18 protein-coding genes, 1 tRNA gene and 1 pseudogene are annotated in these 18,817 nt (G+C 74.1%); 7 read left to right on the forward strand and 13 right to left on the reverse strand.

The window, feature by feature from the left end; all coding sequences use genetic code 11:
* The first annotated feature begins 289 nt into the window (after positions 1-289).
* Complete coding sequence (locus ACZ4U1_RS39835) at positions 290-1,633, forward strand: hypothetical protein (protein WP_467909073.1); 1,344 nt, start codon at positions 290-292, stop codon at positions 1,631-1,633.
* On the opposite strand, the gene ACZ4U1_RS39840 is transcribed toward ACZ4U1_RS39835, so the two are convergent.
* The 5 genes and pseudogenes from ACZ4U1_RS39840 to ACZ4U1_RS39860 all read right to left on the reverse strand — a co-directional run bounded on the left by ACZ4U1_RS39840 (position 1,610) and on the right by ACZ4U1_RS39860 (position 7,014).
* Entirely contained in the window at positions 1,610-3,373 is a 1,764-nt protein-coding gene (locus ACZ4U1_RS39840; protein WP_467909074.1) for a hypothetical protein, read from the reverse strand. The two genes, ACZ4U1_RS39835 and ACZ4U1_RS39840, sit on opposite strands and share 24 nt — an antisense overlap.
* Positions 3,374-3,434: 61 nt before the next feature.
* Positions 3,435-3,962 (reverse strand): NUDIX hydrolase family protein, encoded by a 528-nt coding sequence (locus tag ACZ4U1_RS39845; RefSeq protein ID WP_208887170.1) that lies wholly within the window; start codon positions 3,960-3,962, stop codon positions 3,435-3,437.
* A gap of 16 nt (positions 3,963-3,978) precedes the next feature.
* Positions 3,979-5,152: pseudogene (locus ACZ4U1_RS39850) on the reverse strand (amidohydrolase family protein).
* Position 5,153: 1 nt separating this feature from the next.
* Positions 5,154-6,557: a glutamine synthetase family protein gene (locus ACZ4U1_RS39855; RefSeq protein ID WP_467909075.1), complete on the reverse strand. Its 1,404-nt coding sequence runs from the start codon at positions 6,555-6,557 to the stop codon at positions 5,154-5,156.
* A gap of 40 nt (positions 6,558-6,597) precedes the next feature.
* Positions 6,598-7,014 carry an SAM-dependent methyltransferase gene (locus tag ACZ4U1_RS39860; RefSeq protein ID WP_467909076.1) on the reverse strand — a complete coding sequence of 139 codons (417 nt, stop codon included), beginning with the start codon at positions 7,012-7,014 and terminating at the stop codon, positions 6,598-6,600.
* A 150-nt stretch (positions 7,015-7,164) separates the two neighbouring features.
* On the opposite strand from ACZ4U1_RS39860, the gene ACZ4U1_RS39865 reads away from it, so the two are divergent.
* Complete coding sequence (locus tag ACZ4U1_RS39865; RefSeq protein ID WP_467909077.1) at positions 7,165-8,040, forward strand: Cof-type HAD-IIB family hydrolase; 876 nt, start codon at positions 7,165-7,167, stop codon at positions 8,038-8,040.
* A gap of 3 nt (positions 8,041-8,043) precedes the next feature.
* Here ACZ4U1_RS39865 and ACZ4U1_RS39870 read toward each other — a convergent pair whose 3' ends face one another.
* The 5 genes from ACZ4U1_RS39870 to ACZ4U1_RS39890 all read right to left on the reverse strand — a co-directional run bounded on the left by ACZ4U1_RS39870 (position 8,044) and on the right by ACZ4U1_RS39890 (position 11,319).
* The gene (locus ACZ4U1_RS39870; RefSeq protein ID WP_467909078.1) at positions 8,044-8,841 is read right to left on the reverse strand and encodes an SAM-dependent methyltransferase; all 798 of its coding nucleotides are present in this window, start codon (positions 8,839-8,841) and stop codon (positions 8,044-8,046) included.
* A gap of 66 nt (positions 8,842-8,907) precedes the next feature.
* Entirely contained in the window at positions 8,908-9,555 is a 648-nt protein-coding gene (locus ACZ4U1_RS39875; protein WP_467909079.1) for an HhH-GDP family DNA glycosylase, read from the reverse strand.
* A gap of 13 nt (positions 9,556-9,568) precedes the next feature.
* On the reverse strand, positions 9,569-9,913 hold the full coding sequence (locus ACZ4U1_RS39880) for a DUF3140 domain-containing protein (RefSeq protein WP_467909080.1): 345 nt from the start codon (positions 9,911-9,913) through the stop codon (positions 9,569-9,571).
* 20 nt (positions 9,914-9,933) lie between these two features.
* Complete coding sequence (locus tag ACZ4U1_RS39885; protein WP_467909091.1) at positions 9,934-10,425, reverse strand: Dps family protein; 492 nt, start codon at positions 10,423-10,425, stop codon at positions 9,934-9,936.
* Between the two features lie 84 nt (positions 10,426-10,509).
* The gene (locus tag ACZ4U1_RS39890; RefSeq protein ID WP_467909081.1) at positions 10,510-11,319 is read right to left on the reverse strand and encodes an alpha/beta hydrolase; all 810 of its coding nucleotides are present in this window, start codon (positions 11,317-11,319) and stop codon (positions 10,510-10,512) included.
* Positions 11,320-11,466: 147 nt separating this feature from the next.
* Between ACZ4U1_RS39890 and ACZ4U1_RS39895 the strand changes: the two genes are divergently transcribed.
* The 3 genes from ACZ4U1_RS39895 to ACZ4U1_RS39905 all read left to right on the forward strand — a co-directional run bounded on the left by ACZ4U1_RS39895 (position 11,467) and on the right by ACZ4U1_RS39905 (position 15,122).
* Positions 11,467-12,654: a thiolase family protein gene (locus ACZ4U1_RS39895; RefSeq protein ID WP_467909082.1), complete on the forward strand. Its 1,188-nt coding sequence runs from the start codon at positions 11,467-11,469 to the stop codon at positions 12,652-12,654.
* A 76-nt stretch (positions 12,655-12,730) separates the two neighbouring features.
* Entirely contained in the window at positions 12,731-14,242 is a 1,512-nt protein-coding gene (locus ACZ4U1_RS39900) for a long-chain-fatty-acid--CoA ligase (protein ID WP_467909084.1), read from the forward strand.
* Between the two features lie 106 nt (positions 14,243-14,348).
* Positions 14,349-15,122 (forward strand): sulfite exporter TauE/SafE family protein, encoded by a 774-nt coding sequence (locus tag ACZ4U1_RS39905; protein ID WP_467909085.1) that lies wholly within the window; start codon positions 14,349-14,351, stop codon positions 15,120-15,122.
* On the opposite strand, the gene ACZ4U1_RS39910 is transcribed toward ACZ4U1_RS39905, so the two are convergent.
* Positions 15,111-15,890, reverse strand: a complete 780-nt coding sequence (locus ACZ4U1_RS39910; protein WP_467909092.1) for a TIGR01458 family HAD-type hydrolase — start codon at positions 15,888-15,890, stop codon at positions 15,111-15,113. The genes ACZ4U1_RS39905 and ACZ4U1_RS39910 overlap by 12 nt on opposite strands.
* A gap of 70 nt (positions 15,891-15,960) precedes the next feature.
* Between ACZ4U1_RS39910 and ACZ4U1_RS39915 the strand changes: the two genes are divergently transcribed.
* Entirely contained in the window at positions 15,961-16,737 is a 777-nt protein-coding gene (locus ACZ4U1_RS39915; RefSeq protein WP_467909086.1) for a cobalt-precorrin-6A reductase, read from the forward strand.
* A 525-nt stretch (positions 16,738-17,262) separates the two neighbouring features.
* Here ACZ4U1_RS39915 and cobF read toward each other — a convergent pair.
* Both cobF and ACZ4U1_RS39925 read right to left on the reverse strand, forming a co-directional pair.
* Positions 17,263-18,054: a precorrin-6A synthase (deacetylating) gene (gene cobF / locus ACZ4U1_RS39920; protein ID WP_467909087.1), complete on the reverse strand. Its 792-nt coding sequence runs from the start codon at positions 18,052-18,054 to the stop codon at positions 17,263-17,265.
* Positions 18,055-18,115: 61 nt separating this feature from the next.
* Entirely contained in the window at positions 18,116-18,622 is a 507-nt protein-coding gene (locus ACZ4U1_RS39925) for a DUF309 domain-containing protein (protein WP_467909088.1), read from the reverse strand.
* A 105-nt stretch (positions 18,623-18,727) separates the two neighbouring features.
* Here ACZ4U1_RS39925 and ACZ4U1_RS39930 point away from each other — a divergent pair.
* Positions 18,728-18,801, forward strand: a tRNA-Pro gene (locus ACZ4U1_RS39930).
* Positions 18,802-18,817: the final 16 nt, after the last annotated feature.

Here is an 18,817-nt window from a genome sequence, read left to right on the forward strand (position 1 = left end):
ACGTCGTCCTGATGACCGGCCAGCAGGCGCCGGCCGGCCTGGACACCCTGCTGGACTACGAACCGATCGAGATCAGCCCCCTGAAGGACGAACACGCCCTCGAACTCCTGCTCAGGGTCAGCCGCAGCACCGAGCCCCCCGACCGGCTGCGGCCCATCGTCCGGCAGGTGGGCGGTCTGCCGCTGGCCCTGCGCCTGGTCGCCGGCCATCTGAAGACACCGGTGCCCGGCATCCTGGAGGACATCACCGCCCGGCTCGCCGACCGGCCACCCGACAGGAACTGCTCACCGTGGACGACACCCACGACCTGCCCGCCGCCCTCGACCTCGCCCACGACCGCCTCGGCGCGGACGCGGCCCGCCTGTACCGGCGCCTGGGCACCCTGCCCCGCATCGACGTCCACCTGGACACCGTGCACGCGCTGACCCCGGACCGGGACCCGGCCGTCGCCCGGCGCAGCCTGCACGAACTGCTCACGGCGCGGCTCGTGGAGCGGGACGGCGTGGACACCTACCGCCTGCACCCCCTCGTCCACGACCACGCGGCGGCCCGCGCCGAACGGGACGACACCGACGCCGAACGCGAGGCCGTGACGGGCTGGTTCGTCCGCTACCTCCGGCAGACGGCCGAGGCCGCCGAGGCGGTGCTGTCCTCCCGCTGGCGCTACGACCCGACGCACGCCTACCCGGCCGGCGTACGGCCCACCCCCGAGCAGGGCACCCGCGCGGAACGCGAACTCGACCGGCGGCGGGAGGCGTTGCTCACCGCCGTCCACCTCGCCCACGCCACCGGACGGCATGCCGACGCCTGGCGACTGTGCCAGGCGCTGTGGACCTTCTACCTCCGCACCGGCAGCCATGCCGAGTGGATCGAGTCCCACGAGACCGGCCTCGCCGCGGCCCGCGCCTGCGGCGACCGGATGGCGGTGGCACGCATGCACTACCAGCTGGGCTTCGCCCGCCTGGACCGGTGGAGCGTCGCCGAGGACGACCCGCGCCGGGCACGCGAACACCTCGACGCCGCCCGGGAGTCGGTGCGCGACGAGGGAAGCGGCCGGGGCGAGGGCGAGGCCCGTACGGAGTCGAGCGCGCTGGAGGCCCTCGGGCTGCTGGAGCTGAAACTGAGGCGCCCGCGGCAGGCCCTGGATCACCTCGACGCCGCCGAGACGGCGCTCGGCACCCTCGCCCACCCGCGCGGGCGCGCCCTGCTCGCCTACCACAAGGGCGCCGCGTACACCGCGCTGCGCCGGCACCAGGACGCCGAACGGACGCTGCGGGACGCGCGCGAGAGGTTCCAGCGGCTCGGGGACGGACCGGACATCGCCCTCAACATCGGGAAGACCTGGCTGCGGTACGGGGAGGACCGGCGGGCCTGCGACCGGCCGGAGGAGGCGCTCCGGGCCCTCGACGCGGCGGCCGCCGGCATCGGGAAGGGCGGCTCCCGGTACTTCCTCGCCGTGACGCACCTGCTCCGGGGCGACACGTACCGGGAGCTGGGGGACGACCGCCGGGCCGTCGCCGACTGGACCGCCGCCGGCAGACTCTTCGAGGAGGTGCGCAGTCCGCGCGCGGAGGAGGCCCGAGGGCGCCTGCGGGACAGCTCCGTCCGCTCAGCGGACGGTGAACTCGACTAGCCCGGGCTCGGGATGGTCCCCCGCCCGTACGACGAGGCGCGCGCGGGCGCCGGGGCGCGGCGGTACCTGGCCGGATTGCGCCCAGGCGTACGCGGCCGAGGCCGCGACCGCGAACGACGCCCAGGACGGGCGCGCGGCCCAGCGGGCCCGCACCCGGGTGCCGTCGCCGGACAGTGCCGTACAGCCGTGACCGGCCTCCTCGACGGCCACGAGTGCGCACCCCGGGTAACGCCGTGCGAGAGCGGACCGGTCCACCTCGTCCGGCAGGAGTCCCCGCTCGGCGGGCAGCAGGAGCACGTCGGCGGAGCGGGGCCAGCGGGGGTCGGGATCGTCGGGGTCGGCGGCGAGGTGGGCGGCGGCGAGGTGGCGGCCCTGGGTGCGTTGGAGGGCGGCCGGGAAACGCCGGACGTGGACGGTGGCGCTCTCGCCCGGCTCGGCGACGGTGGCGGTGGCGGTGACGAGCGTGGCCGGCACATGGGGGAGCCGGGGCAGGGCGGGGCCGGGTGAGGGGACCGGTATCGCGCGGGTGGCCGCCGGGTGCGGGGGCTCCGGCAGGTCCAGCCATGTGTAGAAGAGCCGGCGCAGCAGCCGGGCCGACTCGCCGGGCGCCGAGGACACGCTGTCCCGCAGCACGGCCAGCTCGGGGTCGTCCGACTGGGTGCGGGCCGCGTGCAGCAGCTGGGGGAGCAGGGGCTGGGTGGCAAAGAGGCGGGGCAGGAGCTGTCCGAGCCGGTGCAGGGGTGCGCCCGGGGCGACCACGGAATCGTCGAAGGCGCCGAGAACGCAGGGAATTCCCAGAGCCGTACCGTACATCGTCAGTGATCCGTGATCGCCGATCAGGAAATCGGCCGCGCACAGGGCGGCTTTCCAGGTCTCGGTTTCCGGGGCCGGGAGCAGAAGTCCGGATTCGAGGAGCGGGGCGAGCCAGTGGTGGATCTGCCAGGCGCCGTGTCCGTACCATGCATTGGGGTGTACGGCGGCGAGGACCCGGAATTCGTCGGCCGGGAGTTCGGCGAGCGCGCGGCGCAGCACGTCGGCCCCGGGTGCGCCGAGGACGGAGCCGCGGCCCCAGGTGGAGGAGACGACCACCAGGCGCTGCCCGGGCAGCAGTCCGAGGGCCCGCCGGTAGGCCGCCCGGAAGGACAGCCCGGCGTGGAGCTGGTCGAGGCAGGGGTCACCGGCGACGACGGCGCGGGGAACCGCCTCGGGGCAGCCGTCCGCGAGCCGTTTCAGCTGCTCGGCGTGGGACAGCACGATGGCCGCCGGAACGACTCGCCCGTCATGGACCAGCCACTCACCGGTCAGCCCGAAAGCTCCCGGCTCCCGGCTCCCGGCTCCCGGCTCCCGGCTCCCGGCTCCCGGCTCCCGGCTCAAACGCTTATTGTAGCCAGCCCCGTGCGGCGCGCCGATGAGCGGAAAGGGAATTCTGTGCAAATCCCCGCCGCGGCTCGTGGCGACGGCGAGGTCGAACGGCTGGGAAATCGCCTCCTGCCACGGAATTCCCAGCATTCCACGCGCGGTGAGGAATTCCGCCGTACCCCCGTCGAGTTCCGACGAACCGGTACAGGTGAAGAACACCTGAACCCGTTCGTCGCCCTCGAAGACGGCCAGCAGATCCAGCAGGCGCGTGGCGGACGTGATGTTGTGCACGACGCCGAGCACACTGCGCTCGGCGACCACCGTGCTCCACCGCCGCCCGTCGCTCCGCAAGGGCAGCGGCAGCCGGCTCGTCTCCCGCACCCGCAACCCCCGGCCCCGATCGGATCACTCACCCTGCCGGAGGACACGATAGCCAGGACGGTCAGAACGCCAGGCCCACATGGGCCAGCGCCTGCTTCAGCAGCACCCCGTGCCCGCCCGGCATCTCGCTCTGCACCGCCGGCGAGGCGGCTTCCTGGGGGCTGAACCAGACGAGGTCCAGCGCGTCCTGGCGGGGCCGGCAGTCACCGGTCACCGGCACGATGTAGGCCAGGGAGACCGCGTGCTGGCGCGGGTCGTGGTACGGCGTGATGCCCGCCGTCGGGAAGTACTCCGCGACCGTGAACGGCTGGAGCGAGGCGGGGACGCGGGGCAGGGCGACCGGGCCGAGGTCCTTCTCCAGATGGCGCAGCAGCGCGTCCCGGACCCGCTCGTGGTGCAGGACCCGGCCGGAGACCAGGGTCCGGCTGACCGTGCCGTCCGGGCCGATGCGCAGCAGCAGGCCGATGCTGGTGACTTCACCGCTGTCGTCCACGCGCACGGGCACGGCCTCGACGTACAGGATCGGCATCCGGGCCCTGGCCATCTCCAGCTCGTCCGTGGTCAGCCAGCCGGGCGTGGTTTCGGTCATGTCAGACATTGCTTGATCATACTTTCCGGGTGGGGCGCCCGCTGGGATCGCGGGCCGGTTCGGATACGGGCGGTCCGTACAGTCGGCGGGCGTTGTCGCGGCCCGTCCAGGCCGCGATCCGCAGGGCGTCGGCCAGACTCAACTCGTCGGCGTCCACGCGGTCGTGCAGCAGAGCGGCGAGGCCCTGCCGGAAGCACAGGGCCCAGGTGGTGGAACTCGGCCACACCATAGGCGTCGGAGCTGTACAGCAGTTTGCGGAACGGGGTGATCTCCAGCGCCTCCTCCAGCACCGCTCGGCAGCGCGCCGGGCCGGTGTGGTGCAGGGCGAGACCGACGTCCAGGTAGACCTGCTCGAACACCGCGGCCAGATAGGCGGCCTGGCGGTGGTACGGCCAGCAGTGCAGCAGCAGCACCGGGACCGTGCCGGCGGTGCGGTGCAGCCAGTCGGTGAGCAGCGCGGGGTCGGCGCGGTGCAGGCGCAGGTCCGCGTCGCCGAAGCCGGTGTGCAGTTGCAGCGGCAGCCCCAGCTCCACGGCGGTCCACAGCAGGTGCCGCAGAAGAACCGGGTCGGCGAGGCGTCCGCCCCGGGCCAGCCAGCGCCCGGCCGCCGCCGTCACCTCGGCCGCGGCCGGGCGCTCGGGGTCCAGCGCGAAACCCGTGCGGTACGCGGCGACCGACTTCACCGCCACCACGTCCGGCCGGCGTACGGCCTCCTCGGCGGCGGCCCGGAACGCGGCCGCGTAGGCGCCCGCCGCCACGCCCCGCGCCGCCACCGACTCGGCGATCTGCTTCAGCCGTACGACCTCGCAGGCGGTGGCGCCGGCCGCGGCGGCCAGTTCGGCGGGGGTGGTGAGCGGGTGCGGGGTGTAGCCGGTGTCCACGCAGAACACCTCGGCTCCGGACGCCGTGAGGAAGCGGCGGTTGACCTCTTGCCAGCCCAGCTCCGCGCGCCGGGCCACGTAGTCGGCGGCCGGCGCGTGCCGGGGGAGGTCCAGTAGAGGTGCGCAGTGGCGGCGCACGGCCACGCCGGCCGGACTGTCGAAGGGGGAGACGCCCGGCCAGGCCGCGCCCTCGGTGAGCAGGGACGCGAACTGGCCGGCACTCAGGTCGGCCGTGACCGCGCCGTGGCAGTGGTGGTCCACCAGCGGCAGCGCGGCGAGCGCCTCGTGGACCGGTCCCAGGGCGGCCATGTCAGTACACCCAGCGGTAGGCCGCGGCCACCCGGTCGGGGCCGAGTCCGTCGACGGCCGCCGCCTCGCCGAGCCGTACGGCGGTCACCGCGTCGGCGAGGACGGGGCCCAGCGCGTCCCGCAGCACCTGGTCCGCCCGGTACGCTTCGACGGCCTCCGGCAGGGACCGCGGCAGCCGCCGTACGCCCCGGGCCGCCGCCTCGTCGGGGCCGTAGCGGGCCGGGTCGCCGGTGATCTCGTCGGGCAGGGTCCGGGCCGCCGTGATGCCGTCGAGGCCGGCGGCGATCACACAGCCGAGGGCCAGATACGGGTTGGCGGCCAGGTCGACCGGTTTGACCTCCATGTTGGCGTCCTGGTCGTGGCGGCCGGCCGTGCCGGTGATCATCCGCAGCGCGGCCTCGCGGGTCTCGCGGCCCCAGGCGGTGTAGACCCCGGCCCACTGGGAGGGCTTCAGCCGCAGATAGCTGGCCGGGCTCGGCGCGGTGACCGCCGTCAGCGCCGGGAGGTGGGCGAGGACCCCGGCCGCGAAGGACTCCGCCTCGGCCGTCATGCCGTACCGGCGCTCGCCGCCCGCGTGCAGGTTGACCCCGTCGCGCCAGCAGGACAGATGCAGATGGCCGCCGTTGCCGACGCCCTCGGCGGACACCGCGGGCGCGAACGACACCCTGAGGCCGTGCCGCCGGGCCACCGCCCGGATGGTCTGGCGGACCAGCACACTGCGGTCGGCCGCGGCCACCGGGTCCTGTGCGCCCACCGAGATCTCGAACTGCCCGGGCGCGTACTCGGGGTGCAGCTGGTCGACGTCCACGCCCTGCGCGGCGCACGCGGCGAGCAGATCGGCGCTGTAGTCGCTCAGCTCGACCTGCCGGACCGCGCCGTACGCCGGCCCGGACACCGCCGGTACGAACTGACCGGCGGGCGCCGAGCCGAGCCCGACGGCCCACTCGATCTCGATCGCCGCCTTGAAGGCGAGGCCGTGCCGTTCGGCGGCGCCGGTGGCGATCCGGCGCAGAAAGGTCCGGGCGCAGCCGGGGTGCCGGGCGCCCTCCTGGGTGATCCGGTCCACCGGCGCCCAGGCCCAGCCGGGCTGCCCGGCCAGCGCCACCAGCCGGTCCAGGTCCGGGTAGAGCCTCAGGTCGCCGTCGGGGGAGCCGAGGACGTCGGTGCGGACGATGGAGTCGTCGGCGAGGAAGGTGTCGAACACCGGGGACATCCCGACACCCCAGGACACGGCCGCCTCCAGCCGGGCCGTGGGGATCGTCTTCACCCGGCCGACGCCCGCCGTGTCGACGTACGCCAGCACGATGCCGCGGACGTCCCGCGCGGCCAGGTCGGCGGTGAGGGCGGCGACCCGGCGCAGATCCCCGGGCCGGCCGCCGGGCACGGGGTCGGCGAGCGTCGTCATACGTCCTCCTCGGCGGGCTCGGCGGCGCGCGCGGCCGGGGTCAGCGTTTCACGGCGACCGCGCCGAACTGCGGCACCGGCGCGGCGGCCGCCGGCTCCGCGCGCCACTGCGGGCGGGGCACCAGGCCCGGCTCGACCGGCTCCGGACCGTCCAGGAACCCGGCGGTCTCGGCCCGGCCGCGCGCGGTGACCGGCGGGGTGGCGTGGGCGTTCCAGAACTCCATGGCGGCCGGGTTCCCGTCGCCGCCCACGTCGGGGTCGTACGTCGGACGGGTGAGGGCGAGAGGGCTGCCGGCGGGCACCGCCGCCGTCAGCCGCCGTACGATCTCCCGGGCCTCGCCGGTGTCCGGCACGAAGTCGGGAACGCCGCCGAGCCAGTGGTTCCGGACCCGTGCGTGGTGCGCCACGGTGGTGTCCGGACGGGCCGGACCGGCCGCCGGGGAGTGGCCCTCGCTCACCTGTCCGCCCTTCTCACGTGCGGTGCTCCGCCGTCATTGTGCCCTCCGGTGACGGCGCTGTCCCGGGATACGGGCAGGTGGGCGGTTCCGGGCGCGCGGGGCGGATGAGGAACACTGGACCGGTATCCCGCCCCCGACCGGAAGCAGGACATGCCCGCCACGCCCACGCCCCTCCTCGACTCCTCCCACCTGCCCGGCGGCCCCGCCGACATCCGGCTGATCGTCACCGACATGGACGGCACGCTGCTGGACGACGCCAAGCGGATTCCCGGCGGGCTGTGGCCGATGCTCGCCGAACTGCGCCGCCGTGGGGTGCTGTTCAGCCCGGCCAGCGGCCGTCAGTACGCGACGCTGCACCGGCAGTTCGCGGAGGTCGCCGAGGGCATGGTGTTCATCGCGGAGAACGGCACGTACGTGGTCCGCGACGGCGTGGAACTCGGCTCCGACCCGCTCGACCGGTCCGTCGCCGCCGGGGTCGCCCGGACGGTACGGCGGCTGGTCGCGGGCGGCGCCGACGTCGGCGCCGTGGTGTGCGGCAAGCGGGCGGCGTACGTCGAGCGGACCGACGAGCCGTTCCTCGCGGAGGTGCGCAAGTACTACGTCGAGCACCGGATCGTGGAGGACGTCACCGCCGTCGAGGACGACGTGATCAAGGTGGCGCTCTTCGACTTCGGCCCGGCGGAGCACACCACGGCCCCGGCCCTCGCGGAGTTCGCCGGCACCCACCAGGTCGTCGTCTCCGGCGAGCACTGGGTGGACGTGATGAACCGCACCGCGAACAAGGGCACCGCCCTGCGCGGTCTCCAGCGGGCCCTCGGCATCACGCCCGCGCAGACCATGGTGTTCGGCGACTACCTGAACGACCTGGAGATGCTCGACGCCGCCGAGTGGTCCTTCGCGATGGAGGGCGCCCACCCCGAGGTGATCCGCAGGGCCCGCCACCTGGCCCCGTCCAACAACGACGACGGCGTGCTGCGGACCATCGCCCGTGTGCTCGACCTGCCGTACGACGAGGTCAGGGCTTGAGGGTCAGGGCTTGACCGCGACCCCGCCGTACAGCGAGATCGGTCCGTCGGGCGCCTCCTCGGGCCGCCACTCGGCCACCGACACGATCCCGGGTTCCAGCAGCCGGAGCCCCGTGAAGAAGGTGCCCACTTCGGCGTGCGAACGCGCCACCAGCGTCACCCCGCCCGCCGCGTAGGCCGCGATGCCCTTCCGCACGTTCTCCGGCTCGAAGTCCGCGGTCATCGTGGACAGGACCAGGGCGCTGCCCGGTGCCAGCGCGCCGACCAGGGTGTCCACCAGGCCGTGGGCGCCGTCCTCGTCGGCGACGAAGTGGAGCAGGGCGATGAGGGAGAGGGCCACCGGGCGGTCGAAGTCCAGGACGCGGGCGGCCTGTTCCAGGATGGCGTGCGGATCGCGGGCGTCGGCCTGCACGTACTCCGTCACGCCCTCCGGGGTGCCGCGCAGCAGCGCGTTCGCGTGGGCCAGCACGATGGGGTCGTTGTCGACGTAGACGACGCGGGCGTCCGGGGTCACGGACTGGGCGATCTGGTGCAGGTTCGGCTCGGTCGGTATGCCGGTGCCGATGTCCAGGAACTGACGGATGCCCGATTCCGCGGCGAGCGCCCGGGTGGTCCGGCGCATGAACGCCCGGTTGGCGCGGGCGGCCTTGGGGGCGCCCCCGTCGATCGCCGCGATCCGGCGGCCCAGTTCCTCGTCCACCGGGTAGTTGTCCTTGCCGCCGAGGAACCAGTCGTACACCCGGGCCGGATGCGGCCGGGTCGTGTCGATCGTGTCCTGGATCTCCGGGCCGGTCCCCGTCACGCGCCGCTCCTCACCGCCGGTGGTCCCGGTGGTCGGTCCGGGACGTGCGGGAGCAGTCTGACACGATCATGCGGCGCGGCGCAGACAGTCTTCGGCCACCTCCTTGTCGAGCGCCGCCCGCACCAACGCGGCCGCCAGCACGGCCGGCTGGGTGTTCCCGGCCAGCTCGGCGAGCTTCTCCGGGTCCTTCGGCAGGCCCAGCCGCTCCGCGCCGGACAGGGCCTTGGCGTCCAGGTAGGGTGCGACATCCGGCCACACCCGCTGCGCCTCCCGCAGGAAGATGTCGGCGCCGGCCGGCCCGATGCCCGGCTCCTCCTGGAGCAGCTCCTTCAGCGTGCCGACGTCGCCGCCCGCCTCCCGGTGCAGCCGGCGCAGGTCCCCGCCCCAGCGCTCGGCCAACAGCTCGGCGCCGTCGCCGAGTTGGGTGGCCGTACGCTCGTCGTAACGGCGGTAGCCGCCCCGGCCCAGCGCGTCCACCCGCTGCTGCCAGTCGGCCTCGGCCATCCGGCGGGGGCTGTCCAGGTGGTCCTCGTGCAGGGCCCGGGCGGCGGCCACCGCGACGGAGGCCCGGATCCGCGCGCTGAGCAGCAGGGACAGCACCAGCAGCCGGTACAGCGGCTGCGGGGTGTCCTTCAGGCGGATGCCCGCCTCATCGGCGTACGTCCGCCCGTACGCGGACACCAGCTCGTGCACGACCCGTTCGTCCCGGTTCATGGTCGGGCTCCGGCTAGGGCTTGAGCGGGTCGTGGCCCAGCGTCATCAGCCGGTGCCGACGGCGGGTGTCCTCCGGCGTCGTCTCCGGCTCGGGTTCGTTCTCCAGGTCGACCAGTTCGCCGACGGTGTCCACGACCTTGTGCATGATCCGGACGTCGTCGTCGGTGAGGTCGGTACGGCGCTTCTGCAGGATGGCGAGGACGTGCTGCCCGGTGGGTGTCCCCGCCTGTTCCGGCAGCGGTTCCGTCTCCTCGTCGGCGTCCCGGACCTTCAGCCAGGCCGAGAGTTCCGCCGAGGTCATGTTCACCACGCGGTGGAAGTCGTCCCAGAGCGCCTCGATCTCGCGGGCGTCGGCCATGGGTCTCCCCTTCCGGTGTGCTAGCTGGCGGCGTCGTCGCGCGGGTGGTTCTCCGCCTCGAACATCCAGCGCTGCTTCTCCAGGTCGGCCGTGACCGAGATCAGCAGGTCCTGGGTGACCGGGTCGGCCTTCTCGGTCGCCTCGATCCGCTCACGCAGCCGTGTGACGGCCGCTTCCAGCGCCGAGACCATCAGCTCCACGACCTCGGTGTCGCGCAGCCAGCCGTCCTTGGTGCCGGGCAGCGCGAACGTCGCCGCGATGGTCTCCGGCCTGCCGTCCGGCGGCACGCCCAGGGCGGCGGCCCGCTCGGCCACCGTGTCCGAGTGGCTCCGGGCCGCGGCGACCACCTCGTCCAGCTGGAGGTGGATGGACCGGAACCGCGGGCCCACGACGTTCCAGTGCGCCTGCTTGCCGATCAGCGACAGCCCGAGCAGATCGACCAGGGTCTCCTGCAGGGCGGTCCCGGTGACACCGAGCGCGTCCTCGGACAGCGTGCTCTTGACCACGGTCATGGTGTGCGTGTCCCCTTTCGTCATGTGTCCACGGTCATGTCCGAAGGGGCGGGTGCCCGCTGGGCGGGGCAGCAAACAGGCTGATCAGCGGGGCAGTACCCGGTCCAGGAAGTCCCGTACCTCTGCGAAGGCCTCCGCCCTGCACGTCTCGTGGAACACCTCGTGACGGGCCCCCGCGAAGATCCGTTCGGTCAGCGCACCGCCGCTCAGCCGCTCCACCCCGGTCCGGCTGCCGGGGAGCGGCACCAGCCGGTCGTCGTCGCCGTGCAGCCAGAGCAGCGGCAGCCGGCCGACGTCACCGCCCCGGGCGACGGTCTCCAGGGTCCGGGCGAACGCCTCCACCGTCGGCCGCTTCATCGGCCCGTGCCAGACCAGCGGATCCGCCGCGTACGCGGCGCGCACGGCCGGGTCCCGGGAGAGCGCGGACGGGCTGACGGGGGTGTCCGGGATCTCCTCCAGGGCCAGCAGCCGGCCCGGCAGCTCCCAGTCGCCGATCACCGGGCCGGACAGGATCAGCGCGCTGGGCTCGCCGCCGTACCGCTGGGCGTAGCGGGCCGTGATCAGTCCGCCCATCGAGTGGCCGACGAGGACCAGCGGCAGTCCGGGGCGGGCGGTCCGGGCCAGCTGCGCCACCGTGTGCACGTCCGTGACCACGTCCTCGAAGTCCTCGATCAGCACCCGCTCCCCGGCCGAGCGGCCGTGGCCGGCGTGGTCGGGTGCGTACACGGCGGCGCCGTGCCCGGTGAGCACGCCGGCCAGCTCCTCGTACCGGCCGGCGTGCTCGCCGTACCCGTGCACCACGAGGGCCAGGCAGCGGGGTGCCGGGTGCGGCCACTCGTGCACGGCGAGGGCGCCGTGGGTGCCGTCGAGGACGTGCTCGCGGACGTGGGGCATTCTTTCCTCCAGCTGCCTCGGTGAAGGTCCTGGGGGATCTTCCCAGCGGGGCGGTCGGGGGTCTATAGTCCAAAACTAGCAGTGCTAATTAATTGGTGCTGTGCAGGCCAGTCCGATCCACAGCGTCGTAGGTCAGGAGTCCCAGCCGTGCGTCCCGTCCATTTCGCGGCCGCCCGCCGCACCCCCATCGGCAAGCTGCGCGGAGCCCTCTCCTGCGTCCGCCCCGACGATCTGGCCGCGACCGTGATCCGCCATCTGGTGGCCGACGTGCCCGCGCTCGACCCGGCCCGGATCGACGACGTCTACTGGGGCGTCGCGAACCAGGCCGGCGAGGACAACCGCAACGTCGCCCGCATGGCCGCCCTGCTCGCCGGACTGCCCGACTCCGTGCCCGGCGCCACCGTCAACCGGCTGTGCGCCTCCGGACTCGAAGCGGTCACCGCCGCCGCCCGCACCATCGCCGCGGGCGAGGCCGACATCGTGATCGCCGGCGGCTCCGAGTCGATGAGCCGCGCCCCCTTCGTGCTGCCCCGCCCCGACGAGGCGCTGCCACAGCGCATCGAGACCTACGACACCCGGCTCGGCTGGCGGCTGGTCAACCCCGCCATGAAGGACCTGCACGGCCTGCTCTCCATGGGGGAGACCGCCGAGGAGGTCGCCGCCCGGCACGGCATCTCCCGCGCCCGCCAGGACGAGTTCGCCCTGCGCAGCCACCAACGCGCCGCCGCCGCGCGCAAGAACGGCCACTTCGACGACGAGCTCCTGCCCGTCGAGCGCCCCGACGGCGTCGTGGTCGAACACGACGAGTGCGTCCGCGAGGACACCTCCCTGGAGAAGCTGTCCCGGCTGAAGCCGGTCTTCCGCGCGGAGGGCACCGTGACCGCCGGGAACGCCTCGCCGATGAACGACGGCGCGGCCGGCCTCCTCCTGGTCAGCGAGGAGGCCCTGAACGAGCTGGGCCTGGAGTCCCTCGGACGCTACGTCGCGGGCGCCTCCGCCGGCGTCCACCCCGACGTGATGGGCCTCGGCCCGGTCCCCGCCACCCGCAAGGTGCTGGCCCGGGCCGGCTGGGAGACCGGCGACCTCCAGGAGGCCGAGTTCAACGAGGCGTTCGCCGCACAGGCACTCGCCTGCGTCGACCAGCTGGGCATCGACCCCGACCTGGTCAACCCCACCGGCGGCGCCATCGCCCTCGGCCACCCCCTCGGCTGCTCCGGCGCCCGCATCCTCACCACCCTGCTGCACCGGATGCGGCGCACGGGCGCGGAGCGGGGCCTCGCGACCATGTGCGTGGGCGTGGGGCAGGGGACCGCGGTGCTGGTCGAGAGGCACTAGAGCGTCCCCGACGGGGGCCTCCCACCAGGGAATTCGCTACACGAGCCGCAGCAGCAAGGAAACGGAGCAGCACTCCATGGCCACCCTGTCCGTCGCCACCATCCTCGCCGAGAACGCCCGGCGCCGCCCCGGCAAGGCCGCCCTCGTCGAAGGCGACCTGCGGCTCACCTTCGCCGAGGTCTGGCAGCGCGCGCTGGCCCAGGCGGGCGCGCTCACCGGCCTCGGCGTACGGCCCGGCGACCGGGTCGCCCTCATGGCGCCCAACACCACCGAGTTCCCGGTGGCCTACTACGCGATCGCGGCGGCGGGCGGGGTCGTCGTCCCCGTGCACCTGCTGCTGTCGCCCGGCGAGGTCGAGCACGTCCTGCGGGACAGCGGGGCCACCCTGCTGCTGGTGCACCCGGCGCAGGCGGAGACCGCTCGCGCCGCGGCCGAGGCAGCCGGCGTCCGGGCCGTCACCCTGGGCGGCGAGTTCGAGAAGCTCGCGGCCGACGCCGAGCCCCTCCCGTCGTACGTCACCCGGGCCGCCGACGACCCGGCGGTCATCTTCTACACCAGCGGTACGACCGGTGTCCCCAAGGGGGCCGTCCTCAGCCACTTCAACCTGGTGATGAACGCGACCGTCAACGCCTTCGACGCCAACGACATCCGCGCCGACGACATCGCCCTCGGCGCGCTGCCGCTGTTCCACGCCTTCGGTCAGACGGTCTCGCTCAACTCCACCTGGCGGGCCGGCGCCACGCTCGTGCTGCTGCCCCGCTTCGACGCGGCCCGGGCCATCGAGCTGATGGTGAAGGAGGGCGTGAACACCTTCCACGGCGTGCCGACCATGTTCGTCGCGCTCGCGGCGGCCGCCGCCGACGCCGCCCGGCTCCCCGCGCTGCGGGTGTGCATCTCCGGCGGGGCCTCCCTCCCGGTCGCCGTACTGGAGCGGTTCGAGGCCGCGTTCGGAGCGACGGTCTACGAGGGGTACGGGCTGTCGGAGACCTCCCCGACCGCCACCGTCAACCAGCCGGTGTTCGGCACCAGGGCCGGCACCATCGGCCACCCGCTGTGGGGCATCGACGTGGAGATCGCCTGCGCCGAGGTGGAGGGCCGGATCGAGCTGCTGCCGCCCGGCGAGCTGGGCGAGGTCGTCATCCGCGGCCACAACGTCTTCTCCGGCTACCTCGGCCGTCCCGAGGCCACCGCCGAGGCCCTGGTGGACGGCTGGTTCCGCACCGGCGACCTCGGCACCAAGGACGACGAGGGCTTCCTGCGGATCGTCGACCGCAAGAAGGACGTCATCATCCGCGGCGGCTACAACGTCTACCCGCGGGAGGTCGAGGAGGTGCTGATGCGCCACCCGGAGATCGCCCAGGTCGCCGTCATCGGCCTGCCCGACGACCTGCACGGCGAGGAGGTGTGCGCCGTCGTGGTCCCGGCACAGGGCAGCGCCCCGGACGCCGCCGCGCTCACCGAGTGGTCCAAGGAGCACCTCGGCAAGCACAAGTACCCGCGGCGCGTGGAGTTCACGGACGCGCTGCCGCTCGGGCCCAGCATGAAGGTGCTGAAGCGGGAGCTGCGGGCGCGGTACACGGGCCGTTAGGCGGTACACACCGGCCGTCGGGCGGAACACCGGCCGTCGCATCCGGACCGGCCGGTGAGACGCTGCTTACGCCGTGCGGATGCGTGCCCATAGCATCGGTTCCTCCATGAACACGATGACGCTCTGGCACCTGTCCGGCTGGGAGTTCGCGGCGCTCGCCTGCGCGGCCCTGCTCGTCGGCTTCTCCAAGACCGCGGTCAGCGGGGCCAACACGGTCAGTCTCGCGATCTTCGCGGCGGTGCTGCCCGCCCGCGCCTCCACCGGCGTGCTGCTGCCCGTACTGATCGCCGGTGACGTGCTCGCCGTCCTCACCTACCGGCGGCACGCGCACTGGCCCACGCTGTGGCGGCTGTTCCCTGCCGTGGCGGCGGGCGTGGTGGCCGGCACGCTGTTCCTGGTGTGGGCCGACGACGGGATCGTACGGACCTCGATCGGCGCGATCCTGCTGTTGATGGCCGGGGTGACGGTGTGGCGCCGGCGGACGGCCGAGAGCCCGGAGGAGCCGGACGCGGTCGGCACCCGGGCGGGCCGGGTGAAGGCACGCTCGTACGGCGTGCTCGGCGGGTTCACGACGATGGTCGCCAACGCGGGCGGGCCGGTGATGTCGATGTACCTGCTGTCCGCGGGCTTCCGGAAGCTCGGTTTCCTAGGGACTTCCGCCTTCTTCTTCCTCATCGTGAACGTCTCGAAGGTGCCGTTCAGCGCGGGCCTGGGCCTGATCGACGGGCGCTCCCTGCTCCTTGACGCCGCGCTCGTGGTGTTCGTCGTGCCCGGTGCGTTGTTCGGCAAGTGGGCTGTGAACCGGATCAACCAGCGACTCTTCGAACAACTCGTGATCGCGGCGACGGTCGTGGGCGGAGTGCAACTGCTACTGCGCTAGCCCCAGCAGCTCCGGCACGTCCGCGAAGGAGTCCACCACGTGGTCCGGGGCGCCGCTCGCCTGCTCGTGCGTCTCCGGCTGGTACTTGCCCGTCCTCACCAGCACCCCCGTGAGCCCGGCCCGCTGTGCCGCGAGCACGTCCGACTCGATGTCGTCGCCGACCATCAGCGCCTGCTCCGCGGCCACCCCCAGCCGGGCCAGCGCCGCCTCGAAGAACGCCCGGGACGGCTTGCCCGTGACCTCCGCCTCCACCCGCGCCGCCCGCTCCAGCCCCAGCAGGAAGGCCCCCGAGTCCAGTTGCAGCCCGGCATCGGTCCGCCAGTACAGGTTGCGGTGCATGGCGACCAGCCGCGCACCCCGCTGCAACTCGGCGAAGACCCGGTTCAGCACCGCGTAGTCGAACCCGGGCCCGGCCCCGCCGACCACGACCACGTCGGCACCCTCCTCGACCAGGGTGACGCCCCCCAGGTCCGCCCCGATGTCCCCGCTGTTGAGCAGCAGACAGCGGGCGCCCGGATGATGCTCGGCGAGATGGGCGGCGGTGACGGCGGGCGCGGTCAGCACGTCCTCCGCGCCCACCTCGAAACCGGCCTCCGACAGCGTCTCGGCGATCGACGCCCGGGTCCGGGAAGTCGTGTTGGTCACCAGGGCCACGCCGAGCCCGGCCGCGCGGAGGGCGCGCAGCGCCGCCACCGCACCGGGCAGCGGCTTCCAGGACACGGTGAGGACCCCGTCGATGTCGATCAGAACGGCCCGCACGGACTCCATGGACTCCATGGTCCCGACCGTAGCGACCCGGCCGCCGGACCGCCCCGTACGACCTCGTACGCTCACCCCTATGCCCGCCACCCCCCTGCCCGCGCACGTTCTGATCCTCGGCGGCACCACCGAGGCCCGCCGCCTCGCCGCCGACCTCGCCGCCCGGCCGGGCGTCCGCGTCACCACCTCGCTCGCCGGCCGGGTCACCCGGCCCGGGGCGCTGCCCGGCGAGGTGCGGACCGGCGGCTTCGGCGGGCCGGAGGGGCTCGCCGACTGGCTGCGCACACATCGGGTGGATGCCCTGGTGGACGCCACCCACCCCTTCGCCGCGTCGATCACGGCCCACGCGGCCCTGGCGGCGCGGGCCACCGGCATCCCCGCCGTCGTCCTGCGCCGCCCCGGCTGGCGGCCGGGCCCCGGCGACCGCTGGTACGACGTCCCGTCCCTGGCCGGGGCCGCCGATGCCCTGCCCGGACTCGGCCGCCGGGTGTTCCTCAGCACCGGGCGCCTCGGTCTCGCCGCCTTCGCCGGGCTGACCGGCCTGCACTTCCTCGTCCGCTCGGTGGAACCGCCCGAGCCGCCCCTGCCGCCGGACACCGACGTGATCCTGGCCCGCGGCCCGTTCACGGTCACCGACGAGACGGAACTCCTGCGCGCCCACCGCATCGACGTCCTGGTCACCAAGGACAGCGGCGGCGAGGCCACGGCCGCGAAACTGACCGCCGCACGCCACCTCGGCCTGCCGGTGGTCGTCGTCCGCCGCCCCCCGCTCCCGCGGGGCGTACGGGCAGAGCCGGACGTGCCGAGCGTGCTGACCCGACTGGGCTTCCCGGGAACCACGGCACCGGTCACCTGAGGATCGACCCGGGCAGCGGTCAGGGCGATCCCGGGCGGGCCGCCCTCTCGCTCCGCCGGGCACCGGGCGGGTCAACGTTGCCGCGCTGGCCGGCCTGGGTCCGGTCGGCTTTGCCGCACTGGTCCGCTCTGGGCCGGTCGGTCCTCCCCGGCTGGTCGGCACCGGGCCGGTCGGTCCTCCCCGCGCTGGTCGGCACCGGGCCGGTGGGCCTGCCGCTGCGGTCGGTCCCGGGCGGGGCAGCTTTCGCGTGCTGGTCGGTACCCGGCCGTGTCAGCCCTCTCGCTGCGGTCGGCACCCGGGTGGCGGCCTTGCCGCTCCGGTCGGCACCGGCGGGTCAGCCCTCTGGTTCCGCTGGAGACCCGGCCGGTCGGCCTTGCCACGTTGGCCGGCCTGGGTCCGGTCGACCCCCGCGCTGGTCGGCACCGGGCCGGTAGCCCTGCCGCTTCGGTCGGTACCGGGCCGGCCTTCCCGCGCTGGTCGGTTACCCGGCCGGTGGCCCTGCGGCTGCGGTTGGTACCCGGCCGGTCAGCTCTCCTGCGTCGGGCGGTCCCGGGCGGGGTGTCGGCGCAGCAGATACGTGTCCATGATCCAGCCCTTGCGCTCCCGCGCCTCCGCCCGCAGCCGGTCGATGCGCGGAGCGGCCTCGGCGATCGGCCCGGAGACGAGGATCTCGTCCGGCGTGCCGATGTAGGCGCCCCAGTAGATGTCCATGTCCTCCTCGGCGTACCGCCGGAAGGCCTGGTGCGCGTCCAGCATCACGACCACGTCGTCCACCCCTTCCGGGAAGCCCTCGGCCAGCCGCCGCCCGGTGGTGATCTGCACCGGCCGGGCGACCCGGTTCAGCCCCGTGCGATGCCGGGCGACCAGCGCGGAGACGCTGCTGATGCCAGGCACCACGTCGTACTCGAACCGCACCGCCCCGCGCTCCAGCACCTCCTCCAGGATCGCCAGCGTGCTGTCGTACAGCGCCGGATCCCCCCACACCAGGAAGGCGCCGGTGCCGTCCTCGCCCAGCTCGTCCGCGATCAGCCGCTCGTAGATCCCGGCGCGGGCGCTGCGCCAGTCCCCGACGGCCGGCGAGTAGGCCGCCCCGCCCGCCGCCCGGTCCCGCTCCGGGTCCCGGGCCTCCACCACCCGGTACGACCCCTCGGGCAGATGCGCGTCCAGCATGTCCCGGCGGAGCTGGGTGAGATCGCTCTTCACCTCGCCCTTGTCGAGCAGGAAGAACACGTCCGTGCTCCGCAGCGCCTTGACCGCCTGCAGGGTCAGCTGGTCGGGGTCGCCCGCGCCGATACCGATGACATGAATCTTTCGCACGCCCCGAGTCTGCCGCATGCCACTGACAGCCCGTCCACCGCCTCCACACACGCTGCGACGGTCAGGGGCCCAGCCGGGGCGCCTCGGCTCGCGGGTCCACCGGGGCGGAGCCCTGCTCCACCCGCCCGGCCAGCTCCCGCGCCCACCGGGCGAGCCCCGGCAGGTCCAGCCCGTACGGCCGGTCCTCGCCCCGTTCGGCCGCCCACTCCTCGACCGCGCCCGCACCCCGCCGCAGCAGCCGCGCACCGCCGACGGTGTTGCCGCGGGCCGCGTGGGTGAGCCCCACCGCCAGCTGGGCCAGCCCCCGCCACAGCGCGCGCTCCTCCTCCGGGCCCGACTTCCAGGCGTCCTCGAACACCTCGTGTGCGTGGAACGGCTGCCCCGAGGCCAGCAGCTCCTGCGCCTCGGCGACCGTCTCCTCCGGTGCCCGCAGGACCCCCTCCGGCTGTCGGGGAACCCCCTCGGCGCCGTACGGCAGGGGGCGCCCCAGCCCGTCCCGGGGCCGCGCGTTCCGGGCCCGCCCGGTCAGGTCACGGTCCCTGGCATCCGATGCGCCCGCGTTCGTCATACCGCCGATTGTCCCTCGCCCCGCCCGGGCCTTCTTCGGCGCACCCCCGGGCGTGCGGTAAAGTTCTGTTCGCACGATCACGCGGGGCACCGCGGGTGAGGGCACCGGGACGTGGCGCAGCTTGGTAGCGCACTTGACTGGGGGTCAAGGGGTCGCAGGTTCAAATCCTGTCGTCCCGACGGGAGCATCGCTCCG

The organism is Streptomyces sp. NPDC028928 (assembly GCF_055564915.1).